This is a genomic window from Streptomyces sp. URMC 124, assembly GCF_051386455.1.
Lineage (GTDB): Bacteria > Actinomycetota > Actinomycetes > Streptomycetales > Streptomycetaceae > Streptomyces.
This window is the reverse complement of record NZ_JBPQTS010000010.1, coordinates 16,299-32,282: the sequence shown is the minus strand read 5'-3', so window position 1 is coordinate 32,282 and position 15,984 is coordinate 16,299. Positions and strand designations below refer to the sequence as shown.

At 72.9% G+C, this 15,984-nt stretch carries 16 protein-coding genes, 1 tRNA gene and 1 pseudogene; 10 read left to right on the top strand and 8 right to left on the bottom strand.

The genetic code is table 11. The annotated features are described in order from the left end of the window. Nucleotides 1-2: 2 nt before the first annotated feature. Nucleotides 3-512, bottom strand: a complete 510-nt coding sequence (locus tag ACSNOG_RS03725) for a DUF5994 family protein (RefSeq protein ID WP_436751058.1) — start codon at nt 510-512, stop codon at nt 3-5. 305 nt (nt 513-817) lie between these two features. On the opposite strand from ACSNOG_RS03725, the gene ACSNOG_RS03720 reads away from it, so the two are divergent. Next, a complete protein-coding gene (locus tag ACSNOG_RS03720) occupies nt 818-1,294 on the top strand; it encodes a DUF5994 family protein (RefSeq protein ID WP_436751057.1) in 477 nt (158 codons plus the stop codon). Nucleotides 1,295-1,438: 144 nt separating this feature from the next. On the opposite strand, the gene ACSNOG_RS03715 is transcribed toward ACSNOG_RS03720, so the two are convergent. Continuing rightward, nucleotides 1,439-2,569, bottom strand: a complete 1,131-nt coding sequence (locus ACSNOG_RS03715; protein ID WP_436751103.1) for a Gfo/Idh/MocA family oxidoreductase — start codon at nt 2,567-2,569, stop codon at nt 1,439-1,441. Between the two features lie 95 nt (nt 2,570-2,664). On the opposite strand from ACSNOG_RS03715, the gene ACSNOG_RS03710 reads away from it, so the two are divergent. Continuing rightward, entirely contained in the window at nt 2,665-3,783 is a 1,119-nt protein-coding gene (locus ACSNOG_RS03710; RefSeq protein ID WP_436751056.1) for an ROK family transcriptional regulator, read from the top strand. On the opposite strand, the gene ACSNOG_RS03705 is transcribed toward ACSNOG_RS03710, so the two are convergent. Both ACSNOG_RS03705 and ACSNOG_RS03700 read right to left on the bottom strand, forming a co-directional pair. Next, complete coding sequence (locus ACSNOG_RS03705; RefSeq protein ID WP_436751055.1) at nt 3,743-4,189, bottom strand: hypothetical protein; 447 nt, start codon at nt 4,187-4,189, stop codon at nt 3,743-3,745. The genes ACSNOG_RS03710 and ACSNOG_RS03705 overlap by 41 nt on opposite strands. 2 nt (nt 4,190-4,191) lie before the next feature. Beyond that, nucleotides 4,192-4,398: a DUF5988 family protein gene (locus tag ACSNOG_RS03700; protein ID WP_436751054.1), complete on the bottom strand. Its 207-nt coding sequence runs from the start codon at nt 4,396-4,398 to the stop codon at nt 4,192-4,194. 251 nt (nt 4,399-4,649) lie between these two features. On the opposite strand from ACSNOG_RS03700, the gene ACSNOG_RS03695 reads away from it, so the two are divergent. The 5 genes and pseudogenes from ACSNOG_RS03695 (at nt 4,650) to ACSNOG_RS03675 (ending at nt 8,779) form a co-directional block, all read left to right on the top strand. Continuing rightward, complete coding sequence (locus ACSNOG_RS03695; RefSeq protein ID WP_436751053.1) at nt 4,650-5,393, top strand: hypothetical protein; 744 nt, start codon at nt 4,650-4,652, stop codon at nt 5,391-5,393. A 121-nt stretch (nt 5,394-5,514) separates the two neighbouring features. Beyond that, nucleotides 5,515-6,294, top strand: coding sequence for an HAD-IIA family hydrolase (locus ACSNOG_RS03690; RefSeq protein WP_436751052.1), 780 nt, complete (start codon nt 5,515-5,517; stop codon nt 6,292-6,294). Between the two features lie 138 nt (nt 6,295-6,432). After that, the gene (locus ACSNOG_RS03685; protein WP_436751051.1) at nt 6,433-7,092 is read left to right on the top strand and encodes a hypothetical protein; all 660 of its coding nucleotides are present in this window, start codon (nt 6,433-6,435) and stop codon (nt 7,090-7,092) included. 19 nt (nt 7,093-7,111) lie between these two features. Further along, nucleotides 7,112-7,593: pseudogene (locus ACSNOG_RS03680) on the top strand (sortase domain-containing protein). A 151-nt stretch (nt 7,594-7,744) separates the two neighbouring features. Then, a complete protein-coding gene (locus ACSNOG_RS03675) occupies nt 7,745-8,779 on the top strand; it encodes a glycoside hydrolase family 6 protein (RefSeq protein WP_436751050.1) in 1,035 nt (344 codons plus the stop codon). A gap of 54 nt (nt 8,780-8,833) precedes the next feature. Here the strand turns inward: ACSNOG_RS03675 and ACSNOG_RS03670 are convergent, their stop codons facing one another. The 3 genes from ACSNOG_RS03670 to ACSNOG_RS03660 all read right to left on the bottom strand — a co-directional run bounded on the left by ACSNOG_RS03670 (nt 8,834) and on the right by ACSNOG_RS03660 (nt 13,012). Further along, nucleotides 8,834-10,789, bottom strand: coding sequence for a galactose oxidase-like domain-containing protein (locus ACSNOG_RS03670; protein WP_436751049.1), 1,956 nt, complete (start codon nt 10,787-10,789; stop codon nt 8,834-8,836). Then, the gene (locus ACSNOG_RS03665; RefSeq protein ID WP_436751048.1) at nt 10,786-12,633 is read right to left on the bottom strand and encodes a glycosyltransferase family 2 protein; all 1,848 of its coding nucleotides are present in this window, start codon (nt 12,631-12,633) and stop codon (nt 10,786-10,788) included. The genes ACSNOG_RS03670 and ACSNOG_RS03665 overlap by 4 nt, the downstream gene beginning before the upstream one ends. Before the next feature lie 305 nt (nt 12,634-12,938). Beyond that, nucleotides 12,939-13,012 (bottom strand) — tRNA-Lys (locus ACSNOG_RS03660). A gap of 156 nt (nt 13,013-13,168) precedes the next feature. Between ACSNOG_RS03660 and ACSNOG_RS03655 the strand changes: the two genes are divergently transcribed. The 3 genes from ACSNOG_RS03655 to ACSNOG_RS03645 all read left to right on the top strand — a co-directional run bounded on the left by ACSNOG_RS03655 (nt 13,169) and on the right by ACSNOG_RS03645 (nt 15,030). After that, a complete protein-coding gene (locus ACSNOG_RS03655) occupies nt 13,169-13,678 on the top strand; it encodes a C40 family peptidase (protein WP_436751047.1) in 510 nt (169 codons plus the stop codon). A gap of 22 nt (nt 13,679-13,700) precedes the next feature. Beyond that, nucleotides 13,701-14,369: a nucleoside/nucleotide kinase family protein gene (locus ACSNOG_RS03650; RefSeq protein WP_436751046.1), complete on the top strand. Its 669-nt coding sequence runs from the start codon at nt 13,701-13,703 to the stop codon at nt 14,367-14,369. Nucleotides 14,370-14,439: 70 nt separating this feature from the next. Continuing rightward, a complete protein-coding gene (locus tag ACSNOG_RS03645) occupies nt 14,440-15,030 on the top strand; it encodes a lytic polysaccharide monooxygenase auxiliary activity family 9 protein (protein ID WP_436751045.1) in 591 nt (196 codons plus the stop codon). 110 nt (nt 15,031-15,140) lie between these two features. On the opposite strand, the gene ACSNOG_RS03640 is transcribed toward ACSNOG_RS03645, so the two are convergent. Then, nucleotides 15,141-15,980: a cytochrome c biogenesis CcdA family protein gene (locus tag ACSNOG_RS03640; RefSeq protein WP_436751044.1), complete on the bottom strand. Its 840-nt coding sequence runs from the start codon at nt 15,978-15,980 to the stop codon at nt 15,141-15,143. Between the last annotated feature and the right edge of the window lie 4 nt (nt 15,981-15,984).

The following is a 15,984-nucleotide window of genomic DNA, read 5'->3' as shown; positions in this document are numbered from 1 at the left end:
GTTCACCGCCCCCGTCCGGAGAAGATCCGGCGGTGTTCGCGGTCCCGTGACTCCGTCGCGTCGTCGGCCGCTCGCTCGTCCTCCATCAGCCTGCTCGCGGTGAGGAGGCTTCCGGGGGTGGTCGCGGCGGACACCAGCCTGGCGGCCGCGGCCGGGTCGGTCTCCGGCGGGATGATCAGCAGGTCCAGGCGGTCCGCGGTGGAGGAGAACACGAGGAGCTTGTGCGGGTCCTGCTCCTTCGCGAACCACCCCACGTGCACCGTGTGCCCGGTGACGGGAACCTTGCGCGGGATCACGGGCCAGAAGGCCGGATTCACCGTGACGCGGGTAACCCGCCCCCAGGAGTGGTCCAGCCTCTCCGCCAGTGCGGGGAGCTCGCGGGAGAGGTCACGCGAGCGAGGCCACCACGCGCCGTCCAGACGCCCCCGCGCCTTCCCCGGCGTCAGGGACAGGCGAGCGGGCGGCGAAGGAGCATGCTCAGTGGTGGCCGTACGGTCGATGGTCACAGCCATGATGCGAACCCTGCCCCCGGGCTCGCCTCGGCGGCCCGGCATTGCAACTCGCCGGAAACGACACCCGCATGGAGGCCGGTGTGCGAAGTGTTCCCGGTTTCTTCACCCTACTCCGGCAGGCGGGTCCCCAGGCCTCGCGCGACCACGCAATCTTGCGGGAACGCGGGCGTGCGACGGCCGGTGGGCGACACCGCCGCCGGTCTGCGGAGTACGGTGGGGTTACTGCAAGCGCTTCGCCCGGTGCCGTCGGCATATTCCGGACGACGGGCGCATGCGCGGAACTCTCGGAGACAGGCGAGTACACCATGGCCGATTCCGACACCCCACGCCTTCCCGGGCTTCTGCCGGATGCGATTCACCACGCCGTGAGACCCGGGACGGCGCTCCTGCGGCTGGAGACGACACAAGAGCGCGGGGGAGTCCTGGACGGCGCGTGGTGGCCGCGCTCCCGCGACATCCATGCCGAGCTTCCCGGTCTGATCACCGCCCTGACCGAGCACCTCGGGCCCATCATGCGCGTGGGGCTCGACGGGAGTGCCTGGGAGGAGCTCCCGGCGCGGCTGACCGTCGACGACCGGGTTGTGCGCATCGACTCCTTCCCCGTCGGTGACGACACGGTCCTCATCACCCGGGGCGACAACGATCACTTCGCCCTGCTCGTGGTCCCGCCCGACGCGGCACCCGACGCGGCACGGGCCGCAATGGCCAGAGCCGTACGGGCCGACAACGTCACCCAGGCCGAACAGATCCTCATCGACACCGGCAGCACTCCGCGGACCTGAACGCCCGGGCAGCGCGGCGTGCGGCGGCGCCAGGGCCGGGAGCATGTGATCGCGGCCGGGGCCCGCACCGCCGTGGCGGTCCTGCCGGCGGTCGTCCGCGCGAAGAACCTCACGGAGAGCCGCCGGCAGGTCGTTGCCACGCGCTCACCACCGGTCCTCCCGGTCTTCCCCGATCCGCACCGTGCGCCCCTCGTCCGCCGACACCCGCGCCGCCTCCAGGACCCGCAGCGTCGCCGCCGCCTCCCGCGCCGTCACCGGGGGTTCGCCGCCCGTGCGCAGGGCGGCTTCGATCGCCGCGTAGTAGGCGGGGTAGTCGCCCGGCAGGGTGGGGACGGGGTCGCCGCCGCCCGTCTGCGGGGATTCGCCCGCGCCGAGGCGGCCCCAGAGGGACTCGGGCTCGACGCCCCAGCCGGTGCGGCCGGCGCCGGGGCGCAGGCCCTCGCGGAGGGCGGCCTCCTGGGGGTCGAGGCCGTACTTCACGTAGCCCGCCGCGCTGCCCAGCACCCGGAAGCGCGGGCCGAGCTGGGCCGCGGTGGCGCTGACCCACAGGTGGGAGCGGGTGCCCCCCGCGTGCGTGACGGCGATGAACGTGTCGTCGTCGGCCTCGGCGCCCGCGCGGCGGACGTCGACCTCCGCGTAGACGGAGACGGCGGGGCCGAAGAGGGTGAGGGCCTGGTCCACGACGTGGCTGCCCAGGTCGTAGAGGAGGCCGCCGATCTCCGCGGGGTCGCCGGACTCGCGCCAGCCGCCCTTCGGCTGCGGCCGCCAGCGCTCGAAGCGGGACTCGAAGCGCAGGACGCTGCCGAGGGAGCCGTCGGCCAGGAGCCGCTGCACGGTGCGGAAGTCGTTGTCCCAGCGGCGGTTCTGGAAGGCGCTCAGCAGCAGGCCGCGCTCCTCGGCGGCCTCCGCGAGCGCTTCCGCCTCGGCTGCGGTCGCGGCGAGCGGCTTGTCGACCACGACCGCGAGGCCCGCTTCGAGGGCGGCGTGGGCGAGCGGCACGTGGGTGCGGTTGGGGGAGGCGATGACGACGAGATCGAGCTCGCCGGCGCGCTCGAAGAGCTCCTCGCTGCCGGAGACCGTCCGCACGCCGGGGTGCTCGGCGGCGGCCTGACGCTGCCGGTCGGGGTTGCCGGTGACGACCGTGTCGAGGGTCAGGTCGTCCGTGGCGGCGATCAGCGGCGCGTGGAAGACGGAGCCCGCGAGGCCGTAGCCGATCAGGCCCACCCGGAAGCCGTCGGGCGAGGCCGGGGCCGGGATTCCGCTGTCGTCGCTCATGCCGTTCCTGCCGTCCGCGTCATCCATGCCGTCATCCATGCCCTCCACTTTGGCAACGCTGTTGCGAAACCGCAAGCGGCGGCGACAATGGACCCGTGAACCGCACGCCCGCCCCCGGCGCGAACCTCGCCGCCCTCCGTGACCACAACGCCGCCCTCGTCCTCGCCCTGCTGCGCGACGCCGGTCCCGGGGGTGCGAGCCGCGCCGAGCTGGCGGCGCGCACGGGGCTCACCCCGCAGGCGGTCAGCAAGATCACCGGGCGGTTGCGGGACGGGGGCCTGGCCGCCGAGGCGGGCCGCCGGGCGTCCACGGGCGGCAAGCCGGCCACGGCCCTGCGCCTGCTCCCGGAGGCGGCGCACGCGATCGGCGTGCACGTGGAGCGCGACGCCCTGACGGTCACCCTCGTCGACCTGACCGGGGCCGAGGCCGCGAGCCGTACGTCCCCGCTCGACCTCGGGGCGGGCGCGGAGGCGGTCCTGGACGCGATCACCGCGGAGATCGCGTCCGTACGGGCGGAGGCCGGCGATCCCCTCCGCGGGGTCCTCGGCGCAGGCGTCGCGCTCCCCGGGCCCCTCGACCACCGCGCCGGCGTCCTGCAGCGGGTCACCGGCTTCCCCCAGTGGGACGGGTTCCCGCTGCGGGACGCGCTCTCCGCGCGGCTCGGGCTGCCCGTCGTGGTCGACAAGGACACCAACGCCGCAGCCCTGGGCCTCGTGCTCCGCGGCTGCGTCGGGCCGGCCGGCTCCTTCGCCTACCTGCACCTCGGCACCGGCCTGGGCGCCGGCCTCGTGCTGGGCGGCGAGGTGCACCGGGGAGCGCGGACGGGCGCGGGCGAGTTCGGTCACCAGGTGCTCCAGGTGGACGGGCCGCCGTGCCGCTGCGGCAACCGCGGCTGCATCGAGGTGCTGTGCCTGGACGCCATCGCCCGGGGTGACACCGCGGAGGCGGCCCGGCTGCTCGGCATCGGCGCCGCCAACCTCGTACGGCTGCTCGACATCGACCTCGTGCTGCTCGGGGGCGGGGCGCTGCTGTCCGCCTCCGGCGCTTACGCGGACGGGGTGCGCGGCGTGCTCGGCGGCACGCCGCCGGTGGCCGTCGCCCCGGCCGGCGAGCGCACCGTCGTGGAGGGCGCCGCGGAGCTCGTCCTGGCGTCGCTGTTCGGCCGCGGCGGGCTTACGACCCACTCTCCGGTCCGAGGAACCTCTCGACCTTGAGCGAGGCGACTTCCGCGCCCCGCGCCTCCTCCAGCTCCGACGCGTCGTCGCCCTCCGCGATCCTCGTGCTCGTGCCCGTCTGACCGGGGCCGCTGTACAGGGTGACCACCCACCGCGGCCGCGGCCCCTCGCCCGGCCTGCCGCGCCGCTGCGGCACCAGGACGGAACCGACGGGCCCGGCGTGCTCGTAGGCGCCCGGGAGGAACTCCTGCCACCGGCCCCGGAAGTGCGGCGCCGAGAAGACCGCGGGCAGGTCCTTGCCGGGGTAGTGCCCGAGGAAGGGTTCCAGCAGATCGCCGACCAGGGGCAGGCCGGCCAGGCTCTTGAGGGGGTTCCTGCGGTACGTCTCGGCGTCGTCGCCGCTCCGTGGGCCCGGCGCCCCGCGGCCGCCTCGCTCCTCCGTCACCGTTACTCCGCCACCTCCGTGCGGGCCACCCACTCGTAGACCGGCAGCCGGCCCTCGGCCGTGTCCCACTGCCGCGAAGTGGCGCGGAAATGTTCGTAACCGCCCCGGAAGGGCACCTTCACTTCCTCGCCCGGCGCCGAGGCCGGGACGATGTGCTCCGGGATGCCTTCCGGCCCGCCCTGGAGGAAGCATTTGTCAGCAGTGGCCATGTCCCGATCCTGACCGCGCCGCGCCCGGGTGGCACGGCCCGGCACACCGGCGCCACTCGGATGACACGAAAATAGGCTCATCGGGCGGTATGTGACGGCTGGTCGGGGGTACGTGGCCGCGCCGGGCCGGGGGTGGTGGCCGGGCGGTGGGAGGTTCGGGGCAGCAACAGGACCCCACGACACCCGTCGACCGGGCCCCACGACACGACCCCGTCGGCCGGGCCCACGACCAACACCGCAAAGGTCCCGCGATGCCCAAGCCCCGTGTGCTCGTCCTCGGCGCCACCGCGCTCGCGATCTTCTCGACGGCGGCCCCCGCCCCCGCCTCCCCGGCGGGCGAGACCGCGGCCCGCTCCCACTGCGCCTCGCCCGGCACCCCGGACTTCCCCATCACCGCACGGCTGAGCGGCGGCCCGGAGGCGTACGAGCGCGGCGCCCCGCCCCGTTCCTGGCGGCTGGAACTGCGCAACGACTCCGGGGCCGAGTGCCGGGCGGTGCACCCCGTCGCGGTCCTCGCCGACCGCGGCCGCGCGCTCGCGCCCGGCGACATCCGGCTCGACTTCTACGACCCGGGGGCGGCGCGCTGGCGCCCCGTGCGGTTCGAGCGGACCGACGAGGCCGAGAACGTCGGCGTCTTCGACGGCGGCAAGGACTCCGGCTTCTCCGTCCCCGCGCACGGCAGCGTGCCCGTGCGCGTGCGCCTGGGCTTCGCCGCCGGCGCCCCCGAAGGGCCCGTGACGGCCAACGTCACCGCTGTGCAGCGGCGCGGCGACGACGGCGACTGGGTGGGGGAGTCCAACGACTACACCTTCGGCATCGGCAAGGCCCCCGCCCGCGGCGCCCCCGCCGGGAAGCGGGGCGCCGACGACGGCGAGCAGCCCCTGCTCGCCGACACCGGCTCCCAGCGGCCCCTGCTCGCCATCGCCGCGGCGGCCGGCGCCCTGCTGCTCGCCGGGGCCTCCCTCGTGGTCGGCGCGCGCCGCTCGGGGCGCTGAGGAGGCGGTCCCTGAGCCCCGCGGGACCTGTTTACGCTGGAGGGCAGGCAGGGGGTGGCACGAAGAGGTGCGACCCGGCGTCCCCGGGCCCGCGAGCGGGCGCGTACGGCAGGAGTACCGCATGGCAGAGCGCAAGCCGATCGAGTCCTGGCTGACCGACATGGACGGCGTGCTCGTCCACGAGGGCATCCCCGTTCCCGGGGCCGACGCCTTCGTCAAGAAGCTCAGAGAGTCCGGCAAGCCCTTCCTCGTCCTGACCAACAACTCCATCTACACCCCCCGCGACCTGCACGCCCGCCTCGCCCGCATCGGGCTGGACGTGCCGGTGGAGAACATCTGGACGTCCGCGCTGGCCACCGCCCAGTTCCTGGACGACCAGCGGCCGGGCGGCACGGCCTACGTCATCGGCGAGGCGGGCCTGACCACCGCCCTGCACGACATCGGCTACGTCCTCACCGATGCCGAGCCCGACTACGTCGTCCTGGGAGAGACCCGGACGTACTCCTTCGAGGCGCTCACCAAGGCCATCCGCCTGATCAACGCGGGCGCGCGCTTCATCGCGACCAACCCCGACGAGACGGGCCCCTCCGCGGAGGGCGCCCTGCCCGCCACCGGCTCGGTGGCCGCGCTGATCACCAAGGCGACCGGCCGCGAGCCGTACTTCGTCGGCAAGCCCAACCCCCTGATGATGCGGGCCGGGCTCAACGCCATCGGCGCGCACTCCGAGGGCAGCGCCATGATCGGCGACCGGATGGACACCGACATCCTGGCCGGCCTGGAGGCGGGGATGCGCACGTACCTCGTGCTGACCGGGCTGACCCGGCCCGAGGAGGTCGACCGCTACCCCTTCCGGCCCTCCCGGGTCGTCGACTCCATCGCCGACCTGGCCGACCTCGTCTGACGCCCGGTCGGCTCCGGACGGGCGCCGCCGCCCTCATCTGAACGGGCCCCGTCCGGCACCGAACGGAGCAACTCGCCCACGGAGCGGATGCGCCCGCGGGGAGGCGCGGGTGAACCTCTGAACACCAGGAGGTTCACCATGGACTCTGTCCGCCTTGCCCTGTGCGGCGCTTTCGCGGCCGTCGCCGTCTGCGCGCCCGCCGCGCACGCCTACGACGAGCCCGCCACCATGTCCGGGACCATCGAACTCACGCCCGTCAGCAGCCACCCGGGGGGCCAGGTGCAGCTGCGCGTCGCCGGCTGCGAGGGGGACAGGGCGACCGCCGCCTCCGAGGCCTTCGTGACCGACGCCAAGCTCGCCAAGGACTCGGCCGGGCTCTTCGCCGAGGCCACGGTCCGCTCGGCCGTGAACCCGGGCGTCTACCCCGTCCGGGTCAACTGCGACGGCTACGACGCCGTGGCCGAGGGCAAGCTGACGGTCGTCCCGCACGGCAAGCCCCTGCCGTCGTCGCGGGACCACGACCAGCTGCCGCTGTCCTCCCAGGCCCGCGACCAGGCCCGGGCGCCGCAGCCCTCCCCCGAGCGCGCGGTGCCGGAGCGGCCGTCCGTCCACCCGCAGCAGCAGGCCAAGCCGCCGGAGCAGCCGGCGCCCGTCGCGCCCGTTCCCGCGGGCGGGGGCGGCACGGCGGCGGAGGGCGCCCCGGGCACCCCCGGCCTCGTCCTCGCGGGCATCACCGCGCTGATCGCCACGGGCCTGATCTGGCACCGCCGCCGCACCGAGCCGTCCCGGCAGCAGTGAGGGAAGGCGACACCAGGCCATGTCCGAATCGCGCACCCGCGGCCGCGGCCGGCTCCTGACCGGGGCGGTGTGGGCCGTACTGCTGCTCGCCCTGTGGCTGTGGGGGCGTGAGATCACCGACGGGCCGGGATCGTCCGTCACCCCCACCGCGGGAGACGTCGCCGCGGCGGTCCGCCGCCCGGCGCGCCCGGCGCCGCCGTGCTCGTCGGCCACGTCGACACCGACAACGCGCCCGCCGTCTTCTACGACCTCGGCAGCCTCCGGCCCGGCGAGACCCTCACCGTCCGCCGCGCGGACGGCACCACCGCCGAGTTCACCGTCGAGGACGTCTCCGTCTTCACCAAGGACCGCTTCGACGCCGCCAAGGCCTACGGCCCGCGCGACGCCAAGCGCGCCGAACTGCGCCTGATCACCTGCGGCGGTGACTACGACCGCGCCCGCCGCTCGTACAGCGCCAATGTCGTTGTCTCTGCGTATCTGACCGGAACCGGACGGAATTGAGCGTATGGGTGCTCCAACCGGGCTAACTGACAACCCATCATCGAAGGATCACCCACGGTCGCGCGGTGGCGTGTGCCAGCATTGCAGGGACCGGTCATGTCCCGTGGGGGCGTGGGGACACCCCTGCAGGAATGCACCCGAGGGGGAATGGATGTTCGGCAGTCTCTCCGGCCGCGCCCGCGCGGCGCTGTCCACCGCCGGGGCCGCCGTGGGGGCGCTGCTGCTCCTCTCCGGCTGCTCCGACGACTCTGCCGCACCACCCGAGGTGGCAAGGCCCCCCGAGGCCCCCGCCCAGCACCCCAAGGCGCAGGTCCCCTTCTGGGTCAACCCGGAGTCCACCGCGGCCAAGCGGGCCGCCGAGCTGCGCAAGGGCGGCCGGAGCGGCCAGTCCGAGCTCCTCGCCAAGATCGCCGCCCAGCCCGTCGCCGAGTGGATCGGGCCGGACGACCCCGAGGGCCAGGCCCGGGGCTTCACCGAAGCCGCCGCCAAGGCCGACCGCATCGCCGTCCTCGTGCTCTACAACATCCCCCACCGCGACTGCGGTCAGTACTCCCAGGGCGGCGCCTCCGACGGCGACTCCTACCGGGGCTGGCTGGACGGCGCCGTGCGGGGCATCGGCGACCGCGGCGCGACGGTGATCCTGGAGCCCGACGCCCTGCCGCACATCTCGGACGGCTGCACCCCCCGCGATTACCACGAGGAGCGCTTCGCGCTGATCAAGGAGGCCGTCGGCCGCCTCAAGGCGCTCCCGCACACCAAGGTCTACCTCGACGCGGGCAACCCCAGCTGGGTCACCCCGGCCGACCGGATGGAGGAGCCGCTGCGCCGCGCCGGCATCGAGCGCGCCGACGGCTTCGCGCTGAACGTCTCCAACTTCCAGACCACCAAGGCCAACAAGGAGTACGGCCACCGCCTCTCGCAGCTGCTGGACGGCAAGCACTTCGTCATCGACACCAGCCGCAACGGCAACGGCCCGCTGCGCGCCGCCGACCACGAGAAGGCCTGGTGCAACCCCCACGGCCGCGCTCTGGGCGCCCCGCCCACCACGGACACCGGCGACCCCAAGGTGGACGCCTACCTGTGGGTCAAGCGGCCCGGCGAGTCGGACGGCACGTGCAAGGGCGGCCCCGACGCGGGCCAGTGGTGGGAGACCTACGCCCTCGACCTGGCGCGCAACGCCCGCTGACGCCCAGCACTCACTGACGCCCAACCCCCGCTGAGCCGGGCGCGCGCCGGCCCGCTAAGAGCTCGCCACCGGCACCTTCACCCACACCGCCGGCGAGGGCGTGCCCCGGCTGTCCACGACATGGAGCATGTACCACCCGGGCGGGACGAGCGAGGACTCCTTCGGCAGGGTGACCGTGATGCCGTTCGCCGTCCTCGTGAACTCCAGCGCGATCGAGCGCTGCTCCACGTTGGTGACGTGCGTGAACGACCCCGGCCTGATGAGGCGCGCTCTCGCGATGTCGCCCGGGCGGTCCGTGCGGTACGTGGCCGTGCCGCCCAGCTCCACCGTCCTCGGCTCGGCGTCCTTCAGCTCCGGGCGGCCCTTCCGGTAGAGGTAGGGCGGGGTGTAGAGGTCGATCTGCTGCTGGAAGACGCCCGGTTTGGTGTTGGCCTTGTCGCCGAAGAGCGAGTCGGAGCCGAAGGTCATCACGCGGCCGTCGGGCAGCAGCAGCGCGCCCGAGTGGTAGTTGCGGCCCACCAGGGGGTCGGCGACGGCGTGGGTGCGGTTGGCGGCCGGGTCGTAGATCTCGGCCTTGAGGACGTTGGAGTCGCCGCGGCCGCGGTAGTCCCCCGAGCCGTTGGTGGTGAGCACCGTGTCGTCCGGCAGGATGACGCTGCTGGGATAGCGGGCCTCGGCGTACAGCTCGGGGCCGTCGCGAAAGCGCGGGCTGGAGTCGTGCAGGTCGACGATGCGGGTCCTGGCCGTGGACTTCTTGTCCTCGCCGACCCCGCCGCCGCCGAGGACCATGTACCGCTGGTCCTGGGCGGGGGGCAGCAGCACGGACATGGAGGTCTCCAGGGTGTCCGGGTCGCTCATGCCGGGGATCTCGGTGAAGTCGTTGGTCGTCAGGTCCCACAGCCCCGGCACGCGACCCTTGTCCGCCGGGCCGTACCCCGCGTTCGAGCCGGTGTAGAAGATGCGGCCCTTGTCCGTGAGGAAGAGGGCGGGGTACGTCGGGAAGAAGCGCTCCTTGGGGAGGTAGGTCCACTTCTTCGTCTTCGGGTCGTAGACCTCGTTCTTGCCGGGGACGACCTGGCCGATCTCGTCGAGGCCGGAGACGGACAGGACCCGGCCGTCCTGGAGGGTGGTCAGCGTCGGATACCAGCGGGCCTCGTTCATCGGGTCGACCGTGACGTAGCGCTCGGCCTCGGGGTCGAACTCCAGGGTGTCCTTGATGCCCTGGAAGTCCTTCTTGTCGAAGGAGAGCTTGTTGGCGATCCCGTAGACGTTCTGGGCGTCCTTGCCGGTGAGGCCCTCGACGCGGTAGTTGTCGGTGAGGCCCGTCTCGTACTGGTGGCCCTTCTGCAGCGCCTCCACGTAGACGCGGGCGGTGGAGACCGTGACGGTGACCTTACGGGTCTCGCTGTCCTGCTCCTTCTTGGCGCGGGGGACGAGCACCGTGTCCTTCGCCTCGAAGGTCTTGCCGTTCTTGCGGCCCGTGAAGCGCGTGCCCGCGGGCAGCGTCATCGGCTTGTCCGGGTCCTCGTTGTGGACGACCATCAGACCGCCGGCCTTGTCGACGTCGCCCTCCAGCTTCTCGTAGCGCTGGGTGCCGCCGGCCACCAGCAGGCGGCCGTCGGGCAATTGGGTGTGGCCGGCGCAGAAGAGGTCCTTCGGGGTGGGAACGTCCTTGTAGGTGTTCCGCACCGGATCCCACAGGACCGTGCGGAAGGACTTCGCCCGGAAATTGGCGGCGTTGTTGCCCGAACCGGCGACGAGGAGCACCTTCCCGGTGTGCAGCAGGGCCGCGTGGATCGTATTGATCCGGTATTCCCCGGGGACGTCGACCACGTCCCAGTGGCCGTTCTTCGCCTTGTACTCCGGCTGATTGATCTTGTAGTCGTGGTACTGGTTCGAGGCGTAGCCCCAGATGGCCGGCCCGTTCATGCCCGCCAGGGCGAGCACCACCGCCGACCCGACCGCGAAGCGGCGGGTGCGGCGGCTGACACGGTAGTGCCGGAAATTCATCGGGAGGCCTCCACGGCTCTCTGGGCTCTGCGCGCGGTCCACCACCACGCGACGATCGGGGCGACGGTGATCGCGAGGGCCAGCGACGCCCAGGTGCGCATGGCGACGTGGGTGTGGCCGAGCCAGAAGGAGGCCACCAGCGAGCCGCCGAAGACCAGCAGGAAGAACAGATGGATGCGGAACGTCCCGAAGAGGGTGTCGGGGCTGGCCGAATCCCCCTTCGGGGTGACCACGAAGCGGCTCTTGCGGCGCAGCACGGCATCCGTCAGCGAGCGGGCGTAGATCGGCGCGGAGAGCGCGGACATCACCATGCCGGCCAGCCCGCCCGAGCCCTCCGGCTCGTGCGGCGAGACATTGTGCCGGCGGTTCCAGATGTAGAGCCCGATCTGCAGGGCCGCCGCATCGCTGTAGAGCATCATCCAGACCTCGGAATTGATCTGGATTCCGGAGGCGCCGAGCCCGAGGAAGAGGGCGCAGCTGAGGGCGCCGAGCATCCAGTTGAGTGCGGTCATCGGATAATAGATGACCATCAGGGTGTAATTGAGGAATTTCCCGGGGGAGAGGCTCCAGGGGCCTTTCCAGTACTGCTTGATGATGGTCTCGTAGGTGCCCCGGGACCAGCGCAGCTGCTGGGTGAAGAAATCCGTCCAGGCATTGGGGCCCTCGCCGACCGCGAGCACGTCCGGGGTGTAGACCGAGCGCCACTTGCGGCCGGTCGCAGGATTGCGGTGGCGGTGCAGTTCGAAGCCGGTGGCCATGTCCTCGGTGATCGAGTCGTAGAGGCCGCCGATTCCCTTCAGAGCGCTGATGCGGACGGCATTGTTGGTGCCGACGAACATGGGCGCGCCATAGCGGTTTCCGGCGCGTTGGATCAGGGCGTGGAAAAGGAACTGCTGGCTTTCTGCGGCCTTGGTCACGGCCGCATCGTAGTTCCCGTAGACCTGAGGACCAACGACAAACGCGATATCGGGGTCGCGGAAGTATCCGAGCATGCGTTCCAGGAAGTTGGGCAGCGGGACGTGGTCGGTGTCGACCGAGGCGAAGAAGTCGTAGGCGTCGCCGTGGGCGTCGAGCCAGGCGTTGTAGTTCCCGTGCTTGGTCCTGGCGCGGAAGTGCCCCTTCGGCCGGTTCCACTTCTCGATGCCCTTGCGGGAGAAGTGGCGCACGCCGAGGCGCCGGCAGACGGCCTTGACGGCGGGGTCGTCGCCCTCGTCGAGCAGCCAGACGTCGAGCGGGCCGCGGTGGCGCAGCCGGACCGCGGCCTCCAGGGTCCGGGTCACCATCTCCAGCGGCTCCTTGCCCGGCACGAAGGAGGTGAGGAAGGCGACCTTGGTGCCCGTCTCGGGCACGACCGGGACGGGGTCGCGGGCGACGAGCGTGGCGTGGGCGTTGGAGGCGACGTTCATCGTGCGGAAGAGCTCGATGAGGCCGATGGAGACCAGCATCACCGCGTCCAGCGTCCGCATCAGGGGCGTGGCGTGATCGCGCTGCGTCCAGTGCGCCGGCTGCATCAGCCACACCAGCAGAGCCAGCGATACGACCGGCGCGGCGGCGAGGAGGACCGCGCCGAGGACGCGGTGTGTCTCCTCGGCGAGCAGGCTGCGGTAGCGCACGCGGTAGGGGCGGTCCGGGTCGGGCTGGGTGAGCGGGCCGGCCAGCCGGCTGTAGTGCTCGTAGTCGAAGCGGGGCCGGGCTCTCGGCGGGCGCGCGGGGAGCGGCGGCGGGGCGGGAGCGCCGTGGCCGGGCTGCTGCGGGATCGTGCCCTGGCTGACGGGTGTGCGGGGCCCGGCCGCCGCCGTCGGGTCGTGGAGCTGCCGCCGGGCGCCGGCAGGAGTGGACGTCATGTGTCATTGCCCCCCGCACGCATGCTGACTGCGTGTGTCAGATCGCGGGTCTCATCCGGCCCCCCACGGCCACACGGACCCCAAGAGCACCGGCCCCCCCGGCGCCACCCAACTCAACTCGATAGTCACTCAGTGATGTTGGGTCATCGCTGTCCGTTCAGGATCTCGGACGCCCGGGCATGATCGCAAGGGTGAAACAAGGTGTTTACCGGGCAAAGTGGTGCGACCTGCCACGATGAGTCATGTCATTGACCGGAAAATGACTCAAGGCCCCTCACCGATGGTGAGGGGCCTTGAGGCTCGCGTGCGCCGCCAGGGACTCGAACCCCGGACCCGCTGATTAAGAGTCAGCTGCTCTAACCAACTGAGCTAGCGGCGCCTGCTGACAGAGAAAACTCTACCTGATCCCGGAGGGTGCTCCCGACCACCGGGCCGGGTCACCCGCCCGGCCGTCCCCGGCGTGCGGCCTTGGGGGGCCGCTGAGAGGCTGTGCCCGAGTGCCGGCAGGGGGCCGGAGCGAAGGAAGGCGACGGGCGTGGTGCGAATACGCAGCGCGGTCGTGGCGGCCGTATGGGCGGCGGTGCTGGCCGGGCCCGGAGCGGGCCCCGCGGCCGCGGCCCCCGGCCCGGTGGCGGGACGCGGCGGTCCCCGGGCGGTCCTGCCGGCGGTCCGGCCCGCCGGCGACCGTCTGGAACCGGCCATTCGCTACGCGACGGCCCATCTGGGTGACCCCTTCGCCATGGGCGGTACGGGTCCCCGCCGCTGGGACTGCTCCGGGCTCGTCCAGCAGGCCTACCGCCGCGCGGGTGTGCGACTGCCGCGCATCGCCTCCGACCAGTACCGGGCCACGAAACGGATCACCCGGCGCGCGCTGCACCGCGGCGACCTCGTCTTCTGGTCCCGCAACGGCCGGGCCTCCGGGGTCCACCACGTGGCGCTCTACCTGGGCGGGGAGCGCTACATCGAGGCGCCGCACCCGGGCGCCAGGGTGCGGATCTCGACCTTCTCCCGCTACCGGCCGAACCTCTACGGGCGGCCCCGCTGACGCCCGGCGCTAGCGTGCGCGCATGACGATCATCAACATGGCGGCCGACGCGTGGGCGCTCGCGGGCGGCGGCGCGGGCGCGGACGGCCGGACCCTCCTCGGCATCGCCGGACCGCCCGGCGCGGGAAAGTCGACGCTCGCCCGGGCCCTGGTCGCTCAGGTGCGGCGGCAGCACGGCGCCGGCAGTGCCGCGTACCTGCCGCTGGACGGCTTCCACCTCTCCAACGCGCAGCTGGAGCGCCTCGGGCTGACCGCGCGCAAGGGCTCCGCGCCGAGCTTCGACGTGTGGGGCTACGCCGACCTGCTGCGGCGCGTGACGCAGGAGCGCGACCGGGACGTCTACGTGCCGGACTACGACCGCACGCTGCACGAGCCGGTCGCCGCCCGGCACCTGGTCCCGCCGTCGGCCCGGCTGGTGGTCACGGAGGGCAATTACCTGGCCTGCGACGAGCCGGGCTGGCGCGACGCCCGCCGGTACCTCGCCGAGCTCTGGTACGTCGAGACACCTGACGAAGTCCGTCAAGACCGCCTGCTTGAACGGCAAAGGACCGGAGGGCGGGACGCGGCTGCCGCACGGGCATGGGTGCAGGGCAATGACGGTCCCAATGGCGAACAAGTGAAGGCTTCGCGTCACCGGTGTGACCGGATCCTTTCGACCGTTGGCCTAGACATGCCAAACGGCCGGTACTAGCCTCCGCCTTGGTCTAGACCGCATTTCACTCGGCTCACAGAACCCCCCACGTTCTCCGAGGAGCGAAAGCATGCGCAAAAAGATCAGTGCGGCGATCATCGGCTTCGGCATCGCCGGCGTGTCCCTGTTCGCCACCGGCAGCGCGAGCGGCCACGGCTACACCGACTCACCCACCAGCCGGCAGGTGTACTGCGCCAATGGCACCGTCACGGACTGCGGCGCGATCCGGTGGGAGCCGCAGAGCGTCGAGGGCTCCAAGGGCTTCCCGGCCCGCGGGCCCGCCGACGGCACCATCTGTTCCGGCGGCAACAGCCGCTTCGCGGAGCTCGACGATCCGCGCGGCGGCCAGTGGCCGGCCACCAAGGTCACCTCGGGCCAGAGCCTCACCTTCCGGTGGCGGCTCACGGCCCGCCACGCCACAACCGACTTCCGCTACTACCTCACCAAGCCCACCTACGACCCGAGCCGGCCGCTCACCCGGGCCGACCTCGAAGCACAGCCCTTCCTGACCGTCCCCTACGGCGGCCGGATACCCGAGGCCACCGTCTCCCACCAGGGCACCCTGCCCGCGGGCCGCACCGGCAAGCAGCTCGTCCTCGCCGTGTGGACCATCGCGGACACGGGCAACGCCTTCTACGCCTGCTCCGACGTCCGGTTCTGACGGCCCCGGCGGCCGCACGGACGAACGGAGCCTCCCGGCGCCTCCCCGGGGTGGGGCCGGGGAGGCGCCCCAGGCCGCGCCGGATTGCCGGACCCCCTCGCCCGGCCCGCTCACTCCGCCCCGGAGTCACCCTTGCCGCCCGGCCGGAGGGCGATCCTCGCCAGGACCCCCGCCACCACCAGCGCCACCCCCGCCAGCAGCACGTAGTCCGGCACCGCGCCGCCCACCCGGGACGCGAGCTCCTCCAGGCGGTACTCCTGGTCCGCGTCCAGGATCCCGGGCAGGCCCGTCGTCCCGTCGTAGGCGAGGAACAGCACCCCGATGCCGATGAAGAGCAGGCCCGAGACCAGCGACGTCGTGTGCAGCCGCAGCGGCCCCAGCCGCAGTTCCCGGCCGCGCAGCCAGCGCCGGCCGCCGAGCCGGAAGCGGTCCCAGAAGACCGCCAGCACGAACAGCGGCAGCGCCATCCCGAGGGCGTAGACGGCGAGCATGGAGCCGCCGTAGACCGGGTTGCCGTTGACGGCGGTCACCGTCAGCACCGCGCCGAGGATCGGCCCGGCGCAGAACCCGGCCAGCCCGTACACGCAGCCCAGCAGGAACGTCGACGCCGCCGAACGCGGCGTGATCCGCCCGGCCGCGGCCTGGGCCCTCTTCGACGCGAAGCCCAGGCCCAGGATCTGGGCGGCGCCCATGGCGATCACGATCCAGCCGCCGGCGGTCACCAGCAGCTCGCGGTGGCCGTTGAAGAGCCGGCTCGCGGCGGTGGACGCCACGCCGAGCGGCACGAGCGTGGTCGCGAGGCCCGCGTAGAAGACGCAGGTGCGGGCCAGCAGCCGGCCCGGGCTCGCCAGGGAGTACGCGAAGAAGGCCGGCAGCAGCAGCGCGCTGCACGGGCTGACCAGGGCGAGGGCGCCGCCGAGGAACGCGGCGAGGTAGCCGATGTCGCTCACGCCG

Bases quoted from the DNA above. Each gene is read 5' to 3' on its own strand.
- ACSNOG_RS03665 (WP_436751048.1), bottom strand. From the start codon at position 12,633: ATGACGTCCACTCCTGCCGGCGCCCGGCGGCAGCTCCACGACCCGACG.
- ACSNOG_RS03700 (WP_436751054.1), bottom strand. From the start codon at position 4,398: ATGGCCACTGCTGACAAATGCTTCCTCCAGGGCGGGCCGGAAGGCATC.
- ACSNOG_RS03690 (WP_436751052.1), top strand. From the start codon at position 5,515: ATGGCAGAGCGCAAGCCGATCGAGTCCTGGCTGACCGACATGGACGGC.
- ACSNOG_RS03675 (WP_436751050.1), top strand. From the start codon at position 7,745: ATGTTCGGCAGTCTCTCCGGCCGCGCCCGCGCGGCGCTGTCCACCGCC.
- ACSNOG_RS03645 (WP_436751045.1), top strand. From the start codon at position 14,440: ATGCGCAAAAAGATCAGTGCGGCGATCATCGGCTTCGGCATCGCCGGC.
- ACSNOG_RS03720 (WP_436751057.1), top strand. From the start codon at position 818: ATGGCCGATTCCGACACCCCACGCCTTCCCGGGCTTCTGCCGGATGCG.
- ACSNOG_RS03685 (WP_436751051.1), top strand. From the start codon at position 6,433: ATGGACTCTGTCCGCCTTGCCCTGTGCGGCGCTTTCGCGGCCGTCGCC.
- ACSNOG_RS03715 (WP_436751103.1), bottom strand. From the start codon at position 2,569: ATGAGCGACGACAGCGGAATCCCGGCCCCGGCCTCGCCCGACGGCTTC.
- ACSNOG_RS03650 (WP_436751046.1), top strand. From the start codon at position 13,701: ATGACGATCATCAACATGGCGGCCGACGCGTGGGCGCTCGCGGGCGGC.
- ACSNOG_RS03725 (WP_436751058.1), bottom strand. From the start codon at position 512: ATGGCTGTGACCATCGACCGTACGGCCACCACTGAGCATGCTCCTTCG.
- ACSNOG_RS03695 (WP_436751053.1), top strand. From the start codon at position 4,650: ATGCCCAAGCCCCGTGTGCTCGTCCTCGGCGCCACCGCGCTCGCGATC.
- ACSNOG_RS03670 (WP_436751049.1), bottom strand. From the start codon at position 10,789: ATGAATTTCCGGCACTACCGTGTCAGCCGCCGCACCCGCCGCTTCGCG.